This is a genomic window from Streptomyces sp. CA-251387 (assembly GCF_050936625.1).
In the GTDB taxonomy this organism is placed as follows: domain Bacteria; phylum Actinomycetota; class Actinomycetes; order Streptomycetales; family Streptomycetaceae; genus Streptomyces.
In genome coordinates, this window is sequence record NZ_JBNJMJ010000001.1 from 8,464,395 (window position 1) to 8,482,589 (window position 18,195).

Below are 18,195 nucleotides of genomic sequence, written 5' to 3' on the forward strand. Positions count from 1 at the left end.
AACAACGCCGCCGCCGCAGGATTCCTCCCTGTCTTCCTCGCTGTCTTCCTCCCTATCCTCCTCATGGCGCGATGTTGTGGTTCAGACGGAACAGGTTGCCCGGGTCGTAGCGCCGCTTCAGGGCCGTCAGGCGCGCGTGGTTGCCGCGGTAGTTGGCCTGGACGCGGTGCTGGTCGTCGCCGTCGATGAAGTTGACGTAGCCGCCCTCCATGGAGTGCGGTTCGAGCGCCTGGTGGAAGCCGCGCACCCAGCCCTTCTGGGCCTCGCAGTCCGCGCGGGTGGTGAGGGTTCCGCTCAGGGCGATCGAGTAGTCGGCGTCCCGGTAGGAGAAGGCGGTCTCCTCCGGCGCGACCCGGTCGAAGGCGCCGTCGAGCGGGTAGACGACGGCCACGCTCTCGATGGAGGGGGTGGTGGCGCCGTACTCGATGAAGGCGTCGACCGCGCCGTCCGGAAGGCCCTGGGTGAACGTGCCTTTCCAGTAGTGGTAGAGCCCCGCGGGCACCAGGTCGTCGAAGAGGGTGTTGATCACCGGGTAGGGCATACGTTCCAGGTGCCGGCCCAGCACCGGTCCGAGCGCGGCGAGGCGGTCCCGGATCCGGTCGTCCTCGTCCTCCGGCCCGGTCCAGCAGGCGATCACGCCGCACAGAGGCCGGCCGTGCCAGCGCTCGGGCAGGAAGGGCACCGGCGGACCGAGCCCGACGACGAGCAGTGCGCCGAGGTCGTAGTCCGCCTCGGCGACGAGCTCCCGGTAGCGGCGGATCACATCGCCGTCGAGCGGGAAGAAGGTCGGCCCGCCCAGGATGTCGGCGATGGGGTGCAGTCGGTACGCGAACGACGTGACGACCCCGAAGTTCCCGCCACCGCCGCGCACCGCCCACAGCAGGTCGCTGTTGTGGTCGTCGGTGCAGGTCACGAAGTGGCCGTCGGCTGTCACCAGGTCGACCGAGACCAGGTTGTCGCAGGCCAGACCGCAGCGGCGGACCAGATAGCCCATGCCGCCGCCCGTGGTCAGCCCGCCCACCCCGGTGGTGGAGACGACCCCGCCCGTGGTGGCCAGCCCGAAGGCGTGCGTGGCGTGGTTGACGTCTGCCCAGGTGCAGCCGCCTTCGACCCAGGCCGTACGGGTCTCGGGATCGACGCGGATACCGCGCATCAGGCCGAGGTCGAGGACCACACCGCCGTCGCAGGTGCCGTAGCCCGGGACGCTGTGACTGCCGCCGCGCACGGCGAGCGGCAGGTTCTGGTCACGGGCGAAGTCCACCGTGGCGATGACATCGCCCACGTCGACCGCCCGCACGATGATCGCCGGCCGCCGGTCGTGCATCGCGTTGTAGACCCTGCGGGCCTCGTCGTAGCCCGGGTCGCCGGGTTCCACGATGTCACCGCGTACGGCCCCACGCAGCCGCTCCAGCAGCTTGTGGTCGAAGGTCGGCGTGTAGGTGGTCATGGCCTCCCACCTGCTTTCCAGTCCTCGATCGGAAAGGGGTACACCACTGGTGTACGCACGGAGCGGAGGCGCGTTCATCGCCGGAATCGCCCATCTTGGCTGAACCGGGCATGGGTGAAACGGCCCATACGCGTCAGGTGAGCCCGTGCTCGTACGCGTACGCCGTCGCCGCCGCCCGCGAGGACACGTCGAGCTTGGCGAAGATGTTGTTGAGGTGCCGGGCGACGGTGTGCTCGCTGATCACCAGTTCGGCGGCGATGGCCCGGTTCGTGCGGCCCTCCGCGACCAGCCGCAGCACCTGGATCTCGCGCTCGGTGAGCCCGCCGGGCTGCCGGCGGCGCACATCGGCGAGCAGGGCCGCCGCCCGCCGCGCGTCGGGTACGGCACCCAGCTGCCGGAAGGCCTGCTCCGCCGCCCGCAGCTCCATCCGGGCACCCTCGCCGTCCCCGGCGGCCCGGTCGGCGGCGGCCAGCGTCATCCGCACCTGGGCCGCCTCGTACGGCACCCGGAGCTCCAGCCAGAGCGCCAGTGCCCGCCGCAGCAGGGGCAGTGCGCGGTCGAGGTCACGGGCGGCGAAGGCCACCGCGCCGCAGGCCGCGGCGGCGCTCGCGTGCAGCAGGGTCGCCGTCGAGCCGCACCGCCGCTGCCAGTCGTGGGCCAGGGACCGCAGCTCCTCGGCAGCCGCGCGTGCCTCGGCCGTCCGGCCCAGCGCCAGGCACACCTCCACCTGGGCCGCGAGCAGCCGGCACCGCTCGAGACCACCGGCATCGGCTCCGGACGCGAGGGCAAGTGCCAGCGCCGTGGCGGAGGCGTCGGCCTTCCCCTGGGCCAGCCGCAGCAGGGCGAGACCGGGCTGCGGGTCGCGGCCGAGTTCGTGGGTGCGGTCGTACGACTCCTCGGCGGCGGCCAGCTCTCCGCGACGCCGCTGGATCTGGCCGACCAGATAGACCGCCTCGGCGGCCATCCGCGGCTCGAACGGCAGCAGTTCCTCGCAGGTATGTCCGGCCTCGGCCAGTGCCTCGGACCAGCTGCCGCGCAGCTCCAGCACCTCGACCCGGTGCACCCGGCACAGCCCGCGGAAGGTGTTCTCCTTGGGCATCGCCGCACACCAGCGCATGGCCGCGTCGGTCCATTCGGCGGCGCGTTCCAGGTCGATGCACGCCATGGCCTGCTGGAGGCCCAGGCAGTAGGTCCAGCCGGTGAAGAAGGAGCTGAGCTCACCTGCCATGGCCGAGCACATGGCGTCGTCCAGCAGATCCAGTCCGTCCCCGAGGCGCCCCTGCGCGACCAGGACGCCCGCCTGTGCCTGCACGCTCATGGCCAGAAGATCCGGGCTGCCGCAGCGCCGCGCGATCCCCGCCATACGCCGGGCCGCGGCCATCGCCTCGTCGAACGCACCGCGCTCCTGAGCGTCCTCGGCGTCGACCCAGGCGAGGTAGCACTGCTCGACGCACTCCGGCTCGCCCCGCAGATGCCGCCGTGCCCGGCGCAGCCAGGCGGCGGCCAAGGCCGTGCGGCCCGCGAGCTGGTGCTCGTAGAAGAGCAGCCAGGCCATCAGCCCCGCCTGCCGGGCCGCGCCCTGCGCCACATATCCGGAGTAGGCCCGCATCCGCTGGACGATCGACTCGTCGATCCGGCTCGTCCACCAGGCGGCGTCGGCGAACGCGGCGCAGTCGTCGGGCGTGAGACAGCCGGCGTCCAGGCCGCCCAGCAGCCGGTACGCCTCGGCCCACGCCTCACGGGCGGCGGCGTCCCTGGCCCGCCGCAGGGTGTCCGCGGCCGCCCTGTCAATCGTCCGCTCGGTCACCCGCGGCTCCCTTCTCGCGCGCTGCGAGCAGGACCGGCCCCTCACCAGAATAGGCAGGCCAGGTGCCGGGCGGGTCAGTGAGCGGACACGTGGAGCTCGGCCGCGTGCTCGTGCTCGCAGACGTCGTCGATGCCGTAGGTGTCCCAGGCCGGGAACGGGTCGTCGGCCGGCGGCTCCTCGCCGTCCGCCATCAGACAGCCGGCCAGCGCGGTACGCAGCGCCTCCGCGTGCAGGTGGGTGCCGATGAAGACCAGCTCCTGCGCGTACGGGGCGTCGGTGTCCCGCGCGGCGCTGGGTTCGAAGCGGGCCACGGAACCGGCCTGCGACCACAGCCCCGTGACCTGCGGGCGGCTGGCGAGGGTGAAGAACCCCTTGGACCGCAGCACCTTTCCGAACGCGCCGCTGTCGAGTTCCTCGGTGACGAAGGTCCACAGCCGTCCGGGGTGGAAGGGCACTGACCAGCGGAACACCGTGGAGGAGATGCCGTACTCCTCGGTCTCCGGCACATGGTCGCCGTTGAGTTCCCGCACCCAGCCCGGGGCCTGCTGGGCGCGCTCCAGGTCGAACAGCCGTGTGCCGAGCACCTCTTGGAGCGCCACGCGGCCCTGTACGGCGTCGACGACCCGTGCGGCGGGATTGAGCCGGCGCAGGGCCGCCCGCAGCCGGTCCGCCGCCGCGTCGTCCACCAGGTCGAGCTTGTTGAGCACGAGGACGTCCGCGAACTCGACCTGGTCGACGAGGAGATCGCTGACGGTGCGCTCGTCGTCCTCGTACTGGTCGAGGCCGCGCTGGACGAGTTCGTCGCCGCTGTCCAACTCGGCCAGGAAGTTGGCGGCGTCGACGACCGTGACCATGGTGTCCAGGAGGGCGAGGTCGCCGAGGGTTGCTCCGTCGTCGCGGGCGAAGGCGAAGGTGGCCGCGACCGGCATGGGCTCGGAGATGCCGGACGACTCGATGAGGAGATGGTCGAAGCGGCCCTCGCGGGCGAGCCGGTCGACCTCTTCCAGGAGGTCGTCGCGCAGGGTGCAGCAGATGCAGCCGTTGGTCATCTCGACCAGGCGTTCCTCGGTCCGCGACAGCGCGGCCTCGCCGCCCCGCACCAGCGCGGCGTCGATGTTGATCTCGCTCATGTCGTTGACGATGACCGCCACGCGCAGCCCCTCGCGGCCCGCGAGGACGTGGTTGAGCAGGGTCGTCTTGCCCGCCCCGAGGAAGCCGGACAGGACGGTGACGGGCAGACGGCTCTCGTACGGCATTCCCGGTCAGCCCTCGGGGCGCAGCAGCCCGCGCTCGTACGCCTTGACCAGGTGCTGCGGCACGAGGTGGCTGACGCCATCGATGGTGACGGGCACGAGCTGCGGCGTGCTCGCCTTCCACTGGGCGCGGCGGTGGCGGGTGTTGCTGCGGGACATCTTCCGCTTGGGGACAGCCATGACGGGACCTCCTCGGTGGGTGAACACCGAGGACGCTATATGAAAATGGATCCCATTAACAACTTGCTGGGGGCGGAATGACCGGTCAGCGGCGGGACCGCACCCGGGCGTCCCGCGGCGGCCGGATGAACTGCAACTCCAGTGTGAGGGGCGGTTCGGCGAGGCCCGGCCCGCCCGCGGCCGCCCACTGCACGATCTCCTCGGTGCAGTCGTCGTCCATCGCGAAGCCCACCCAGGTGGCCCGCCCGCCGGCCCGGCGCCCCGCGGCCGACGGCTGGACGACGATCACGTTGGCCTGGTCGCAGGGGCCCAGGCAGTCGGTCGTACGGACCTGGAAGCCGTGCTCGGCCCCGGCAGCGCGCAGCCGCTCCACCTGCCCGGCGTGATCGGTGCCGGGGTGCTTGCGGGGATCGCCGCAACAGCAGCCCCGGCAGACGACGAGCGTGCAGGGGCGCTGGCGGGCGGCGCCGATCAGGAAGGTGTGAGTGGGCATGGCAGAAGCATCTCCTACTCCTTGGCGCCCACCAGCATCCGTACCTCGAACTCCTCGTAGGCGGCCTCCTCCTGCGGCTCCTGACGGTCGCTGAGCACGGTGCCGAGCCAGCCGAGGAAGAAGCCCGCCGGGATGGACACGATGCCGGGGTTCTGTAGTGGGAACCAGGCGAAGTCGGAGTCCGGGTAGAACGAGCCCGGGGTGGAGGAGACGACGGGGGAGAAGAGGACCAGCAGGACCGAGCAGACCAGGCCGCCCCAGAGGCTGAGCAGCGCCCCCTGGCCGGTGAAGCGGCGCCAGAAGAGGGTGTACACGATCGTCGGCAGGATCGCGGACGCCGCGATGGCGAAGGCGAGGAAGGCGAGCGTCGCGGTGTTGGCGCCCCAGGAGACGAGGGCCAGCATCATGGCGAGGATGCCGATGACGGCGGCGGACAGCCGGGCGACGGTCAGTTCCTCGGTCTCGCTCGCGCGTCCCTTGCGGATCACCTCGCCGTACAGGTCGTGGGCGAGGGACGAGGCGGCGGCGAGGGTGAGGCCGGCCGCGACGGCGAGCAGAGTGACGAAGGCCAGGCAGGACAGCAGAGCGGTGAGGATGCCGCCGCCGAGGGCGTTGGCGAGGAGCAGGACGGCGGCGTCGCCCTTGTGGTCCGTCTCCGCGATGGTCTCGCGGCCGACGATGGCCGTGGCGCCGAGGCCGAGGATGCCGGCCGCCAGGCAGACCAGGCCCACCAGGCCCACCGCCCACACGAGGGAGGAGCGCAGCACGTCGACCTTGCGCGGGGCGAGCAGCCGCATCAGTACGTGGGGGAGTGCGGCGAGGCCGAGGACGATCGCCAGTTCCAGGCTGAAGAAGTCGAGCTTGCTGGTGGTGCTGACGCCGTAGCGCAGTCCGGGTTCGAGGAACTGGGTGCCGGTGCCGCTGTTGTTCGCCGCCGCGGACAGCAGGGCGCCCGGGTTCCAGTCGTAGTGGTTGAGCACCATGACCGCGGTGACCGTCACGCCGGCCACCAGCATCACGGCCTTGATGATCTGGATGACCGTGGCGCCGGGCGCGCCGCCGATGGCGGCGTACACGATGACGATGGTGCCGATCACGATCACGCACAGGGTGCGTGTCGCGGCACTTGGTTCACCGGTGAACTGGGTCAACAGGGCGATGCTGCCGACGAGTTGGGCCACCAGGTACAGGGTCGTGATGACCAGGGTGCACACGGCCAGGGCGAGTCGCGCCGGCCGTTGCAGCCGGGTCAGCCGCAGGGCCAGCGTGTCGCCCAGGGTGAACTTGCCGGTGCGGCGCAGGGGTTCGGCGATCAGCAGGAGCACCATCATCCAGGCGACGACGGTGCCGCCGAGGTACAGCAGTCCGTCGTAGCCGTTGAGGGCGACCAGCCCGGTGCTGCCCAGCAGGGTCGCGGCCGACAGATAGTCGCCGCACATGGCGAGGCCGTTGCGCAGCGGGGACATGGTGCGGTTGCCGAGATAGAACTCGCTGATCTCGTCGCGCTGAGGGGCCGTCAGCAGCGCCATGAACAGCGTGACCACGACCACCGACAGGAACAGCACGAACGTCAGGTTCAGGCTGAACCGGTCGACGATGCCTTCGGACATGGTCACCACGTGCGGTACCCCCTGGAGCCGGGCGGGACGGTCTGGCCGGCGTCGCCGCGTTGGGCGGCGGTGCGGAGCGAGTTGGCCTCGTGCTGGTTCAGCCGCGAGCCGAGGCCGCGGGCGAGCGGGTCGATCCGGGTGCGCATGTAGCGGACGTAGCACCAGGCGGTCACGCCCATCACGACGAACTGCCCTAGACCCAGGGCGAGGCCGAGGGTGAGGTGGCCGAGCAGGCGCTGGTTCATCAGACCGGGGACGGTGTGCGACAGAAGCACGTACAACAGGAACCCGCCGACCGACAGGAGCGTCGCACGGACTCCGAACCTGCGCTGAGCGCGGCGCAGCGAGTGGAATTCGGGGTCTTCGGATATGCGCCGGGTCGGCGCGGGTTCACTATTCGGGGAACCGTATGTGAGGGAATTGTCGTGCCATGGTGAAAACTCGGGCACAGGCGCACCTTCTTTGCTGCGGCATGCCGGACACAGGGGGGCGGTCTTTGCGTTTGGGGAAGGGGGGCGGCAGTGAGGCCGGAAGGCGGAGTATGACAGCGGGCTCTTTCAACAATCAACCGCCACGATGAATTGCCGCACCCGGGTGGCGCATTCACGCCCCTGAACACCCGTCGGTGATCCTGTGCAGCCTGCGGAGAAAAGCCCTCCGGGAAATAGTCCGGACCAATTCTTTCGGCCAGACTGTCTCAAACGCCCTTCGCTCGGGACAGCCTGGCCGAGCGGCTCAGAACCGTGCGCCGACGGCAGCGCCGTTACGCGGCACGAGGAAGTGCGGGGCCGGCGGCAGCGAGCCGTCGCCCGAGCGCGGGCCGGTGAGGGTGGCGGTGCCGCCCGAGACGTCGGCGTCGAAGCCGGTGCCGGCGTTGGCCCAGGTCGTGTTGCGGGTCAGGGCAAGGGCGCCGGGATAGCCGTTGTCGGTGACGCCGTGCGCGGCGTTCCGATACGCGATCGAGTTGCGCAGCGTGTGGGCCACCGCCGGGGCCGGGCTGCCGCCGCCCATCTTGAAGCCGTTGCCGTCGCCCGCGAAGTCCGGGAAGTTCCAGCGGTTGAAGCCGTTGCCGTACGCGATGGTGTTCTCGATGACAATCGGCGAGGTGAACTTCCAGGCGTCGAACCCGTCGTCGACGTTGTTCCACAACCGGGCGCCGCGCACCACGTTGCCGGTTCCGCTGCCCTCCTTGATGGCCAGGCCGTCGGCGCTCTCACCGTTCTTGCGGGGGTCGCGGTTGCCGTAACTGTCCAGGTTCAGGATCTGGTCGTTGCCGGACGATCCCTGGAGCTGGAAGCCGGACTCGTAATTGTCGTGCGTGGACAGCCGGGAGAAGACGTTGTTGTCGCAGCCGTCGCAATAGACGCCGTACGGGCCGTTGACCACCTCTATGCCGGAGATCCGCCAGTACGAGGCCTCCATGTGGACCGCCCCGCGCTCGGCCCGCGGAATGCTGCCGCCGACCGGCGTGTGACTGGCGGGCAGCTGCTCGCCGTCGACGACCACCCGCTCGCCCTGGTAGGCGGCGAGACTGATGGGCTGCGACGCGGTGCCCGAGGTGGTGATGGTGATGTTGTCCGTGAGGGCGTACGTACCGCCGCGTACGGCGATTGCGTCGCCGGGCTTCGCCAGGTCCACCGCCCGCTGGATGGTCCGCAGGGGCTGGGTCACGGTGCCGGGCGCCGAGTCGCTCCCGTTGGCCGCCACGACCAGCGTCGTCGCGCCGTACGCCTCGCTCGCCGGACCCCACACCGTCAGCAGGGCCACGCTCACCGCCGCCGTCCAGATCGCCGTACCGCGCATGCCGCTCACCGTGTTGCGCATGGGGCCTCCCGCCTCCGCCGCGTGCCGTGTCGCACAGCAGTGGCCGCCCGGCGCGCGGAGGTTGCCGGGGTGTGGAGCCCTCTCAGCCGAGTTGGGCGACGAGGCCAGGGGTCGCGACGCCGACGGGGTGCTCGAAGGCTTCTGCGGCTGCTTCCCGGGCGATGGCCGGATCCGTGCCCGGCCAGAGGTGGGTGAGCAGGAGCCGGGCGGCGCCCGCCCGGTGGGCGTACTGGCCGGCCAGCCGTGCGGTCAGCAGGTACGGTGCGTCGGCGGTCGGTACCCGGTGGGTGTACGTGGCCTCCGACAGGAACAGGTCGGCGCCCTGCGCGAGGCGCGGGATGTCGGGACTGGGGCCGGTGTCGCCGGTGTAGGCGAGCACGGACCCGGGTGTGGCGAGCCGGATGCCGGCGTTGGGCACGAAGTGCGGCAGCAGCCAGGTGTCCGTGGTGAAGGGGCCGATGTCGAACCGGTCGCCGGGGGCGAACTCATGGAGGCGGTACGCATCGGCGAGCATGCTCGGTCTGTCGAGGGCGAGCACGGCGTCGACCGCGCCGTGCGGGGCATGGACGGGCAAGGCCGGTGGCGGGTCGTCGCTGAGGCCTCGGGCCCGGAGCAACGGGTTGAGGTCGGCGCAGTGGTCGGGGTGCCCGTGGCTGATCAGCACGGCGTCGACCGCGTCGACGGTGACATGGTCGAGCAGACGCGGCAGCGTGGCGTATCCGGGGTCGACGAGCAGGCGGAATCCGGCGTACTCGACGAGGTAGCCACTGCAGGCCTGGTCTGCAGTCGGCCAGGCACCGCAGCCGCCGAGAACCGTCAGTCGCATGACACGGGACCCTAGTGCCGCCCCTGTCGGCGAGCAGCCGATTTTCTCCGGGCCGGCAGAAGCGTGGTCGTAGGGTGAGGGGCGTGACCGACAGCAGCAGACTCCCGCTCGCCGTATTCGACCTGGACAACACCCTCGCCGACACGGCACACCGGCAGCACTTCCTCGAGCGCAAACCGCGTGACTGGGACGCCTTCTTCGCGGCCGCCCCGCAGGACCCGCCGCTCGCGGAGGGCATCGCGCTCGTGCGGGAGAGCGCGAAGGAGTGCGAGGTCCGCTATCTGACCGGGCGGCCCGAGCGGTGCCGGCGGGACACGCTCGACTGGCTCGCGGCGCACGGGCTGCCCGAGGGGCGGGTGTACATGCGGCGCAACGACGACCGCAGGCCCGCCCGGCGCACCAAGCTGGAGATCCTGCGCCGCCTCGCCCAGAGCCGGGAGATCCGGGTTCTGGTGGACGACGACGAGCTGGTCTGCGAGGACGCCGAACGGGCCGGTTTCACCGTCGTACGGGCGCGCTGGACCGCCCCGTCCGCCGCGCTGAAGGTGGCGCAGGAGCGGGAGGGGCGGACCTGACGACCCGGCGTGCTAGCCGGCGTCCTCCAGGCGGAAGCCGACCTTCATGGTCACCTGCCAGTGCGCGATCTGCCCGTTGTCGAGCTGGCCGCGCACCTCGGTCACCTCGAACCAGTCCAGGTTGCGCAGGGTCTGCGAGGCACGGTCGATGCCGTTGCGGATGGCCTGGTCCACGCCCTCGGGCGAGGTGCCGACGATATCCGTGACCCGGTAGGTGTGGTTCGTCATGCGGGTGTGCTCCTCTCCCGTGACTCCGCCGTGGCGGATCGGTCACGCGTCACTCCACCGTGCCCCAAGCCGGAGCATCGCGCGAGCCGTCCGTCACCGCGCCACGCTCAGTGACAACGCGAAGCGCCCCTGACCGTCCGTCCACCAGTGCGCCAGCTCCAGCCCGGCCGCCGACAGTTCCGTACGCACGCCTTCCTTGCGGAACTTCGCCGACACCTCGGTGCGCATCTCCTCGCCCGCCGCGAAGTCGACGGCGAGATCGAGCGCGGGCACCTTCACCGTCTGCGCCGTACGCGAGCGCAGCCGCATCTCGATCCACTCGCTCCGCGCGTCCCACAGCGCCACGTGGTCGAAGGCGCCGGGATCGAAATCGGCGCCCAACTCGCGGTTGATCACGGCCAGGACGTTCTTGTTGAAGGCGGCCGTCACCCCGGCCGCGTCGTCGTACGCCTCGACCAGGACCCTCTCGTCCTTGACCAGGTCCGTGCCGAGCAGCAGCGCGTCACCGGGGGAGAGCAGGGCGCGCACCGAGGCGAGGAACGCCGCGCGCTCGGCCGGCAGCAGATTGCCGATCGTGCCGCCGAGGAACGCCAGCAGCCGGGGGCCCGGTGTGTCCGGCAGGGAGAGCCCCGCCGTGAAGTCGGCGATCAGCGCGTGCACGTCCAGCCCCGGCCGCTCCTCGATGAGCGCCTGCCCGGCCTGGCTGAGCGCGCTCTCGCTGACATCGACGGGGACGTACGTGTGCAGCCCGGTGAGCGCGTCGATGAGGTACCGCGTCTTCTCCGAGGAGCCGGAGCCCAGCTCGACGAGCGTGCGGGCGCCGGACGCCGCGGCGATCTCGCCGGCCCGGTCGACGAGGATCTCGCGCTCGGCGCGCGTGGGGTAGTACTCGGGCAACTCGGTGATCTGCTCGAAGAGTTCGCTGCCCCGCGCGTCGTAGAACCACTTCGGCGGCAGCGTCTTCGGAGTGCTCGTCAGGCCCTTCAGGACGTCGGCGCGCAGGGCCGCGTCGGTGGCGTCCTCGGGCAGGGTGCGGGTGAGAAGGAACGGACTCACGTGCTGGGCTCCTTGGGAGGTACGGGGGCCAGGGTGTCGCTCGGTTCCTTGAGCGGGGTGAGCAGCACATCGGTGCGGCTCGCCGCCAGCAGGGTGCGGTCGGGGACCTCCTGCCAGTGCGGATCGTCGTCGTAGGGCTCGGAGGCCACGACGGTGCCGCCACCGGGCCGGGTGAGATACCAGAGGGTGTCGCCCCAGGCGGTCGCGGCGATGGTCTCGCCGTTGGTGAGCAACAGGTTGAGCCGGGATCCCGGGGCCGCCTCGGCGACCTCCAGGACCGTGTCGGCCAGCGCCTGGCCCATCTCGTCCCCGCCGCGCAGCCGCGCGAGGAGCAGCGCCCATACGAACGCGGAGTCGTTGCGGGCCTCCATGGACAGCAGGTCCACGGCGGGCAGGGACGGGGCGAGCGGCGCCAGAGATCCCGGCCAGCCCCGCACGGCCCCGTTGTGGCTGAACAGCCAGGGACCCGATGCGAACGGCGCCGCCGCGGCCTCCTGATCGGCGCCCGCCACCGTCGCGTCCCGCACGGCGGCGAGCAGCGCGGTGGTCCGTACGACGCGGGCGAGATCGGCGAAGGACAGGTCCGCCCAGATCGGCCCGGCCCGGCGGTACCGCGCCGGCACCGGGTCCCCCTCGGCGTACCAACCGACCCCGAAACCATCGGCGTTGACGGTCCCGTACCGCTGCCGCCGGGGCGCCCACGACTGGCGGTACAGCCCGTGCGGGGGCTCCGCGAGGAGCCTGCCGAGGGGCTCCTCGGGGCCCAGATAGGCAAGGTGACGGCACATCAGACGTCCCCCGCGGAGCGGGCCGTGCGGAACCCGGAGAAGATCTGCCGCCGGATCGGATAGTCCCAGTTGCGGAAGGTACCCCGGCAGGCCACCGCGTCCACGGCGAACGAACCACCCCGCAGCACCTTGTGCTCGGACCCGAAGAACACCTCCGAGTACTCCTTGTACGGGAACGCCTGGAACCCCGGGTACGGCAGGAAGTCGCTCGCCGTCCACTCCCACACGTCGCCGATCAACTGCCGTACGCCGAGCGGTGATTCGCCCTTCTCGTAGCTCCCCGCCGGGGCCGGGCGCAGATGCCGCTGACCGAGGTTGGCGTGCTCCGGCGCCGGGTCGGCGTCGCCCCACGGGTAGCGCATCGAGTGCCCGGTGGTCGGGTCGTGCCGGGCCGCCTTCTCCCACTCGGCCTCGGTGGGCAGCCGCCGCCCGGCCCAGCGGGCGTACGCGTCGGCTTCGTACCAGCACACGTGCAGCACCGGCTCGTCGGGCGGTACGACCTCGGTGACGCCGAAGCGGCGCCTGAGCCACTGCTTGCCGTCCCGGCGCCAGAACAGTGGGGCGTGGATCGAGTGCTGCCGGATGTGCGCCCAGCCCTCCGGCGTCCACCAGCGGTCGTCGTCGTAGCCGCCGTCCTCGATGAACGCCTGGTACGCGGCGTTCGTCACCGGAGTGGTGTCGATATAGAACGGCGGCACCTCACGCCGGTGCGCCGGCCGTTCGTTGTCCAGCGCCCACGGCTCGGTGGACGTGCCCATGGTGAACGGGCCGCCGGGGACCAGGACTTCGGACGGCCCCGTGAACAGCGGAGCCGGTTCCGGATCGGGGGCGGTCAGGGCCTGCGGGCCCTTCCGTAGCTGATGGGTGATCAGCATCGTCTCGTCGTGCTGCTGTTCGTGCTGCGCGATCATCCCGAAGGCGAAGCCCGCCTCGGTCAGCCGCGTCCCGTGGAACGCGGTGCTCTCCAGCAGGTCCAGGACGCGGCCGCGCACCTCGGCCGCGTAGTGACGGGCCTCGGCCGGCGGCAGCAGCGGCAGCGACGGGCGTTCGGCACGCGGGTGCTCGAAGGCGTCGTAGAGACCGTCGATCTCGGGCCGCATCGCCTCCCGCCCGGCGACCGCCCGGAGCAGCCACTGCTCCTCCTGGTTGCCGATGTGCGCGAGGTCCCACACCAGCGGGGACATCAGCGGTGAGTGCTGGGCGGTGAGGTCGGGCTCGTCGACGCAAGAGGTCAGCAGGGTCGTCCGGGCACGGGCGGTGGTCAGGGTGGTCAGCGCCCGCTCGCGGAGCGTGTCGGCATCGAGGGCGGGGTCGGTCATGTCCAGTCGTCCTTCCCGTGCAGGGTGCGGTCCGTGCCGTAGAGCTCGTCCAGCAGGTCGTCGGCGGGGCAGCGGCCCTTGACGACGTAGCGGTCCCGGTACGCCGCCACGGCATCCACCACCTCGGTCGTGGCCCCCAGCCTCGGCAGGGCCTCCAGCGCCGCCGCGAAACAGCTGACCGCCACCTCCTGCAGCTCGGGGTCGGCGAGCCCCGACCGGGCGGCGTCGATCCACAGCGGATTGTGCGGCGCGGGCAGCGACAGGGCGCGCTCCGCCAGCGGCTTCACGGCCCGGTAGGCGGTCTCGGCGGCCTCGGGGTCGTCGAAGAGCGCGGTGGCCACGGCGAACGGCACGATCCAGCCGTCCTCACCGGGCTGCGCGTCGATCATGCGCAGTTCCAGATGGCCACGTGGTCTGACCGGCGGGAACAGCGTCGTGAGGTGGTAGTCGAGGTCCTCGTGCGTCGGCGGCCTGGGGACCCCCGAGGTGGTCCAGTCCCGGAAGGTCAGACCGTCCGGTACGTCCCACGGGCCGCCGTCCTGCCGTACGCACATCACCGGCGCGTCCAGCACGTGCCGCGCCCAGGCGGCCCGCGGATCGCCGTCCAGCGGGGGCGCGCCCGCGCGGCCCGCGCCGATCTCCATCCACAGCAGCTGCCGGGTGGAGAGCCAGCCGGTGGGCTCGCCCCCGGCGAGCGGTGAGTTGGCGAAGGCGGCGACCAGGACCGCGCCCAGCTGGTGCGCCAGCCACCAGCGCCGCCCGTGGCCGAGCGGGCCGGGCTCCTCGTAACCGGCGTCCAGGCAGACCTGCACGGAGGCCGAGGTGCACATCATGGCGCGGCCGGCCGGGCCGGTGCGGTCGAGGCAGGCCTCCATGGCGTCGTAGCGCGGTTCGCGCAGGAACCGGCGGGGCGAGTGCCAGGGGTCGTTGCCGATGCCGACGAGACCGAGATCGTGCTCGCGCAGGACCCCGCGGGTGGTGTCGAGGTCGGCGGAGACGGTGCCGATGCACTCCATCAGTGAGGCGGCGGGCGGCGAGCTCAGCTCCAGCTGGCCGCCGGGCTCAATGGTGAGCGCCGACCTCAGGGGCACGGTCCGCAGTGCGGCGTAGGCCGCTTCGAGTCGTTCGGGTGTCACGGGGAGCTGCGGGCTGCGCAGCTCGTGGACGAGCCATTCCACTTCGACCCCGACGGTGCGGGGTGGGCCGGTCTTGAAGCAGATGCCCTTGACCAGGGCTTCCACCTCGGCTTCGGTGACTGCGGTGCGTGGTTGCTCCGTACAGTCACTTAGCGAATCGGACATGTCGGGATCCTCCTGAGAGTCCACAATGTCACCGGTCCGGAGTGACCGTCCGGGCCGGCGCACTCGTTCCACCCAAGACCCTCGCGTCGTTTCGCACAAGAGTGCGTTCCGGTGCGTTCCGGGTCGGTAATGGGTTGAACAATCTCCGCACTCCAGGCGTTTCCAGGGGCTTTCCCGGTCGTTTGCGCAGGCCGACGGAGCCCCGGAAAAACTCCGTTGCACCGCATCACCAGCATCGCCCAGGATCGGTGCATGAGCACGACGGGGGAGATCGCGCGGCGCGCGGTCATGGCGCGCACGGGGGTGGCGCCGTGAGCGCGCGTCTGCGCGGCATCGCACAGCAGACGGAACAGATCGTGGCGGCGGGCACCTACCGCGCGCCGGACGGCCGCGAGATGACCGTCGCGGCAGCGATCGAGGCGGCACGGGACGGCACCCGGATGCACGGGCCGGACCCGGTGCCGGTACCGCGGATCTCCGTGGCGGAGATGCGCTGCGCGGAGACGTGCTTCGAGGTCACGGGCGAGAGCAGCCTGGAGGCCGCCAGCCGACTCGGCGCGGAGACGGCGGTACTGAACTTCGCCTCGGCCCGCAACCCGGGCGGCGGCTATCTGAACGGCGCCCAGGCCCAGGAAGAGGCCCTGTGCCGGGCGTCGGCGCTGTACACGTGCCTGCTCCAGGCCCGCGAGTTCTACGACCACCACCGCGCCCACCGCGACCCGTTCTACACGGACCGTGTCATCCACTCACCCGGCGTGCCCGTCTTCCGCGACGACCGCGGCAGCCTCCTGGACGAGCCGTACACCACCGGCTTCCTGACCGCCGCCGCCCCGAACGCGGGCGTGGTCCGCCGTACGGCACCGGAGCGCGTGCCCGAGCTGTCCCGGGCGCTCGCGACACGGGCCGAGCGCGTGCTGGAGACGGCCGCGGCGCACGGGTACCGGCGGCTGGTGCTGGGCGCGTGGGGCTGCGGGGTGTTCCAGAACGATCCGGCGCAGGTGGCGGGGGCGTTCCGGGGGCTGCTCGGGCCCGGCGGGCGATTCGCCTCGGCCTTCGAGCACGTGGTGTTCGGGATCCTGGACCGCACGCCGGGGAGTGTGGTGCGGGAGGCGTTCGTACGGGCGTTTCCGGAGCGTCAGCTGCAGCGGTAGCGCTCAGGTCCAGCCGTAGCGCTCGTGCAGCCGGTGTCTGACCAGGTTGAACCGCCCACGGTCCAGCGCACACGCCTCCCGGCGCATGCCCTCCTCGTGGAGGCGGAGGATGCGGTCCACGTCCACCCACGAGTCGCGTCCCGACCGGTCCCACGGCCCGCTGCCGATGGCGACCCACTCGCGGTCCCCGTCGTGCCGCTTGCTGGAGAGCTGCACGGCGAGGAAGGTGCCGGCGGCCTCCCGGGCCACGACCAACACCGGGCGGTCCTTGCCGCGCCCGTCGTTCTCCTCGAAGGGCACCCAGGTCCAGACGACCTCCCCGGGGTCGGGGTCGCCGTCGTGGGCGGGGGAGTACTCGGTGCGGACTTTGCCGACCGCGCGTGGGTCGGCTTCGGTCGTGGCCGACGGACCGAAACGGCCCGGGACGTTCTCGTCGGTGTACGTGCTCACGGGGGCACCTTAGAGGCTGCCCCCGTGAACACACCCGACGGGCCTACTTCTCGTCCATCGGAACCTTCTGCGCCGGGGGAGGCGACGCGAGGCCGTTGAGCGACGAAGTCCCGTTCGGAGCCTGTCCGTTCTGGTTCATCGAGGCCAGCAACTGCCGGGCCAGCCCCAGCCCCGTGCCGCCCATGGTGAGCGCCTTGGCGAACATGTCGGCCATCCCGTCGGCGCCGTTGAGCAGCACCATGTTGTCGACGCTGCCGAAGGCGGACGCGCCGGCCCGGACGATCTCCGGCCAGTTCTCGGCGAGTTGCTGGGCGACCACGGCCTCCTGGTTCTCGGCGAGGGCGGTGGCACGGGCCTTGATGGCCTCCGCCTCCGCGAGGCCCTTGGCCTTGGTCGCCTCGGCCTGGGCGAGCCCCTTGGCCTGCGCGGCGGCCGCCTCGGCCTCACCGGTGGCTCGGGTGGCGGCTGCCGTGGCAGCGCCGCGCGCCTTGGTCGCCTCCGCCTCGGCACCCGCGGCCGTCTTGACCCGGGTCGCCTCGGCCGCGGCCGCCAGCTCCGTCTCCTTCGCCTTGGCCTGCGCCGCGGAGATCCGGGCGTCGCGCTCGGCCTCGGCCAGCGTGCGCTTCTCGTACGCCTGAGCGTCGGCGGGCTTACGGACATCCGCCTGGAGCTGCTGCTCGCGCCGTTGCGCCTCCAACTCGGCGACCCGGGTCATCTGGACGACGACCTCCTGCCGGGCTGCGGCGTCGGCGAGTGGTCCGGCCTGCTGGGCCTTGGCGGCGGCCTTGTCGCGCTCGGCCTGGTAGCCGGCCTGGAGGATCTCGCTGTCCCGGGTCGCCTCGGCCATCCGCGCGAAGGACTGCTGCTCCGCCTCCGTGGCCAGCCGGTTCGCCTCCGCCTGCGCGATCCGCGCGTCCCGCTGGACGGCGGCCGCGTGCGGCATGGCGAGGTTCTGGATGTACCCGGTCGGGTCCTCGATTTCGTGGATCTGCAACGAGTCGACGATGAGCCCCAGCTTCTCCATCTCCGTACCGCACGCCGCCCGGGTCTGCCCGGTGAGCTTCTCCCGGTCACGGATCATGTCCTCGACCGTCAACCCGCCCACGATGGACCGCAGATGACCGGCGAAGACGTTGTGCACCCGCTCCGCCATCAGCTTCTGCTGGTCCAGGAAACGGCGGGCCGCGTTCGCGATCGACACGAAGTCGTCGCCCACCTTGAAGATGACCACGCCCCGCACCTTCAGCGGAATGCCCTGGTGGGTCACGCAGTCCACGTGCAACTCGGTCTCGTTCAGATCGAGCGACAGCTTGCGCACCGCCTGCACACCGGGCAGCACCAGAGTGCCGCGCCCGGTGACGATACGGAAGCCCATGCCCTCTTCCAGGCCCTCCGTACGGTGCTTGGAACCGGAGATGATGAGCGCCTCGTTCGGCTCAGCGACCCGCCACATCATCTTGAACACACCGATCAGCACGAGGACGGCGGCAACCGCCGCCCCCGCCACGACGCCGATGACCATCCGGCATACGCCCCCTTTGCATGGTGCCCTTTCGGCACCGAACGAAGGGAGTGTGCGCCTGCGCGCGGCCGCGGTACAGACGCCGGCGCATCCTTGTCGAAACCTTGACGCGGACGGCTCTCACCTGCGCCCGAGCGGGCTCAACTGTCGTATGCGGCCTGGACGTAGACGGTCCTCGGCGGCTGGTACTCCACCACCATCACCACCGTGCCCCGCTCGATGCGGTCCGTGCCGGGTGCGGGATAGGCGAGGAAGTGCTCGGCGCCGCCACGCACCCGGGCGATCACCTCGCCGACCAGTCCCGGCCCGATCGTCCCCGTGACCCGCCCCATGAGCCCGACCATCGACGCATCGCCCATGGCCAC

At 71.5% G+C, this 18,195-nt stretch carries 19 protein-coding genes; 2 read left to right on the forward strand and 17 right to left on the reverse strand.

Going from position 1 to position 18,195, the window contains the following annotated elements:
* Nucleotides 1–61 precede the first annotated feature (61 nt).
* The 9 genes from ACQEV2_RS37585 to ACQEV2_RS37625 form a co-directional block, all read right to left on the reverse strand.
* The gene (locus ACQEV2_RS37585; RefSeq protein ID WP_433052157.1) at nt 62–1,447 is read right to left on the reverse strand and encodes an FAD-binding oxidoreductase; all 1,386 of its coding nucleotides are present in this window, start codon (nt 1,445–1,447) and stop codon (nt 62–64) included.
* Between the two features lie 133 nt (nt 1,448–1,580).
* A complete protein-coding gene (locus ACQEV2_RS37590; RefSeq protein ID WP_433052160.1) occupies nt 1,581–3,254 on the reverse strand; it encodes a response regulator transcription factor in 1,674 nt (557 codons plus the stop codon).
* A 74-nt stretch (nt 3,255–3,328) separates the two neighbouring features.
* Entirely contained in the window at nt 3,329–4,510 is a 1,182-nt protein-coding gene (locus tag ACQEV2_RS37595; protein WP_433052163.1) for a GTP-binding protein, read from the reverse strand.
* A gap of 6 nt (nt 4,511–4,516) precedes the next feature.
* Nucleotides 4,517–4,687: a 50S ribosomal protein L32 gene (rpmF, locus tag ACQEV2_RS37600; RefSeq protein ID WP_003996023.1), complete on the reverse strand. Its 171-nt coding sequence runs from the start codon at nt 4,685–4,687 to the stop codon at nt 4,517–4,519.
* Nucleotides 4,688–4,772: 85 nt separating this feature from the next.
* Nucleotides 4,773–5,180, reverse strand: a complete 408-nt coding sequence (locus ACQEV2_RS37605) for a (2Fe-2S) ferredoxin domain-containing protein (protein WP_433052167.1) — start codon at nt 5,178–5,180, stop codon at nt 4,773–4,775.
* 14 nt (nt 5,181–5,194) lie between these two features.
* Nucleotides 5,195–6,790, reverse strand: coding sequence for a solute symporter family protein (locus tag ACQEV2_RS37610; RefSeq protein ID WP_433052170.1), 1,596 nt, complete (start codon nt 6,788–6,790; stop codon nt 5,195–5,197).
* Nucleotides 6,791–6,792: 2 nt separating this feature from the next.
* Entirely contained in the window at nt 6,793–7,239 is a 447-nt protein-coding gene (locus ACQEV2_RS37615; RefSeq protein WP_433052173.1) for a DUF485 domain-containing protein, read from the reverse strand.
* Between the two features lie 286 nt (nt 7,240–7,525).
* Nucleotides 7,526–8,614: a right-handed parallel beta-helix repeat-containing protein gene (locus tag ACQEV2_RS37620; RefSeq protein WP_433052176.1), complete on the reverse strand. Its 1,089-nt coding sequence runs from the start codon at nt 8,612–8,614 to the stop codon at nt 7,526–7,528.
* 82 nt (nt 8,615–8,696) lie between these two features.
* Nucleotides 8,697–9,440 carry an MBL fold metallo-hydrolase gene (locus ACQEV2_RS37625; protein WP_433052179.1) on the reverse strand — a complete coding sequence of 248 codons (744 nt, stop codon included), beginning with the start codon at nt 9,438–9,440 and terminating at the stop codon, nt 8,697–8,699.
* A gap of 83 nt (nt 9,441–9,523) precedes the next feature.
* On the opposite strand from ACQEV2_RS37625, the gene ACQEV2_RS37630 reads away from it, so the two are divergent.
* Entirely contained in the window at nt 9,524–10,015 is a 492-nt protein-coding gene (locus tag ACQEV2_RS37630; protein WP_433052182.1) for an LNS2 domain-containing protein, read from the forward strand.
* Between the two features lie 12 nt (nt 10,016–10,027).
* On the opposite strand, the gene ACQEV2_RS37635 is transcribed toward ACQEV2_RS37630, so the two are convergent.
* The 5 genes from ACQEV2_RS37635 to egtA all read right to left on the reverse strand — a co-directional run bounded on the left by ACQEV2_RS37635 (nt 10,028) and on the right by egtA (nt 14,707).
* Nucleotides 10,028–10,243 carry a dodecin gene (locus ACQEV2_RS37635; protein WP_433052185.1) on the reverse strand — a complete coding sequence of 72 codons (216 nt, stop codon included), beginning with the start codon at nt 10,241–10,243 and terminating at the stop codon, nt 10,028–10,030.
* A 93-nt stretch (nt 10,244–10,336) separates the two neighbouring features.
* Nucleotides 10,337–11,299 (reverse strand): L-histidine N(alpha)-methyltransferase, encoded by a 963-nt coding sequence (gene egtD / locus ACQEV2_RS37640; protein WP_433052188.1) that lies wholly within the window; start codon nt 11,297–11,299, stop codon nt 10,337–10,339.
* The gene (gene egtC / locus ACQEV2_RS37645; protein ID WP_433052191.1) at nt 11,296–12,087 is read right to left on the reverse strand and encodes an ergothioneine biosynthesis protein EgtC; all 792 of its coding nucleotides are present in this window, start codon (nt 12,085–12,087) and stop codon (nt 11,296–11,298) included. The genes egtD and egtC overlap by 4 nt, the downstream gene beginning before the upstream one ends.
* Nucleotides 12,087–13,406, reverse strand: coding sequence for an ergothioneine biosynthesis protein EgtB (egtB, locus tag ACQEV2_RS37650; protein WP_433052194.1), 1,320 nt, complete (start codon nt 13,404–13,406; stop codon nt 12,087–12,089). Before egtB ends, egtC begins: the two co-directional genes overlap by 1 nt.
* Nucleotides 13,403–14,707, reverse strand: coding sequence for an ergothioneine biosynthesis glutamate--cysteine ligase EgtA (gene egtA / locus ACQEV2_RS37655; protein WP_433052197.1), 1,305 nt, complete (start codon nt 14,705–14,707; stop codon nt 13,403–13,405). The genes egtB and egtA overlap by 4 nt, the downstream gene beginning before the upstream one ends.
* Nucleotides 14,708–15,018: 311 nt before the next feature.
* Between egtA and ACQEV2_RS37660 the strand changes: the two genes are divergently transcribed.
* Complete coding sequence (locus ACQEV2_RS37660; RefSeq protein ID WP_433052200.1) at nt 15,019–15,858, forward strand: TIGR02452 family protein; 840 nt, start codon at nt 15,019–15,021, stop codon at nt 15,856–15,858.
* Between the two features lie 3 nt (nt 15,859–15,861).
* On the opposite strand, the gene ACQEV2_RS37665 is transcribed toward ACQEV2_RS37660, so the two are convergent.
* The 3 genes from ACQEV2_RS37665 to ACQEV2_RS37675 all read right to left on the reverse strand — a co-directional run bounded on the left by ACQEV2_RS37665 (nt 15,862) and on the right by ACQEV2_RS37675 (nt 18,189).
* Nucleotides 15,862–16,308, reverse strand: coding sequence for a type II toxin-antitoxin system PemK/MazF family toxin (locus ACQEV2_RS37665; protein WP_433052203.1), 447 nt, complete (start codon nt 16,306–16,308; stop codon nt 15,862–15,864).
* Between the two features lie 43 nt (nt 16,309–16,351).
* Nucleotides 16,352–17,830: a flotillin family protein gene (locus ACQEV2_RS37670; RefSeq protein WP_433052206.1), complete on the reverse strand. Its 1,479-nt coding sequence runs from the start codon at nt 17,828–17,830 to the stop codon at nt 16,352–16,354.
* Between the two features lie 140 nt (nt 17,831–17,970).
* Nucleotides 17,971–18,189 (reverse strand): hypothetical protein, encoded by a 219-nt coding sequence (locus ACQEV2_RS37675; protein ID WP_433052209.1) that lies wholly within the window; start codon nt 18,187–18,189, stop codon nt 17,971–17,973.
* Nucleotides 18,190–18,195: the final 6 nt, after the last annotated feature.

Excerpts from the sequence above, each read along its gene's own strand:
- ACQEV2_RS37635 (WP_433052185.1), bottom strand. The coding sequence starts at position 10,243 with ATGACGAACCACACCTACCGGGTCACGGATATCGTCGGCACCTCGCCC.
- ACQEV2_RS37595 (WP_433052163.1), bottom strand. The coding sequence starts at position 4,510 with ATGCCGTACGAGAGCCGTCTGCCCGTCACCGTCCTGTCCGGCTTCCTC.
- ACQEV2_RS37675 (WP_433052209.1), bottom strand. The coding sequence starts at position 18,189 with ATGGGCGATGCGTCGATGGTCGGGCTCATGGGGCGGGTCACGGGGACG.
- egtC (WP_433052191.1), bottom strand. The coding sequence starts at position 12,087 with ATGTGCCGTCACCTTGCCTATCTGGGCCCCGAGGAGCCCCTCGGCAGG.
- ACQEV2_RS37620 (WP_433052176.1), bottom strand. The coding sequence starts at position 8,614 with ATGCGCAACACGGTGAGCGGCATGCGCGGTACGGCGATCTGGACGGCG.
- ACQEV2_RS37605 (WP_433052167.1), bottom strand. The coding sequence starts at position 5,180 with ATGCCCACTCACACCTTCCTGATCGGCGCCGCCCGCCAGCGCCCCTGC.
- ACQEV2_RS37625 (WP_433052179.1), bottom strand. The coding sequence starts at position 9,440 with ATGCGACTGACGGTTCTCGGCGGCTGCGGTGCCTGGCCGACTGCAGAC.
- ACQEV2_RS37585 (WP_433052157.1), bottom strand. The coding sequence starts at position 1,447 with ATGACCACCTACACGCCGACCTTCGACCACAAGCTGCTGGAGCGGCTG.
- rpmF (WP_003996023.1), bottom strand. The coding sequence starts at position 4,687 with ATGGCTGTCCCCAAGCGGAAGATGTCCCGCAGCAACACCCGCCACCGC.
- ACQEV2_RS37670 (WP_433052206.1), bottom strand. The coding sequence starts at position 17,830 with ATGGTCATCGGCGTCGTGGCGGGGGCGGCGGTTGCCGCCGTCCTCGTG.
- ACQEV2_RS37610 (WP_433052170.1), bottom strand. The coding sequence starts at position 6,790 with ATGTCCGAAGGCATCGTCGACCGGTTCAGCCTGAACCTGACGTTCGTG.
- egtB (WP_433052194.1), bottom strand. The coding sequence starts at position 13,406 with ATGACCGACCCCGCCCTCGATGCCGACACGCTCCGCGAGCGGGCGCTG.
- egtA (WP_433052197.1), bottom strand. The coding sequence starts at position 14,707 with ATGTCCGATTCGCTAAGTGACTGTACGGAGCAACCACGCACCGCAGTC.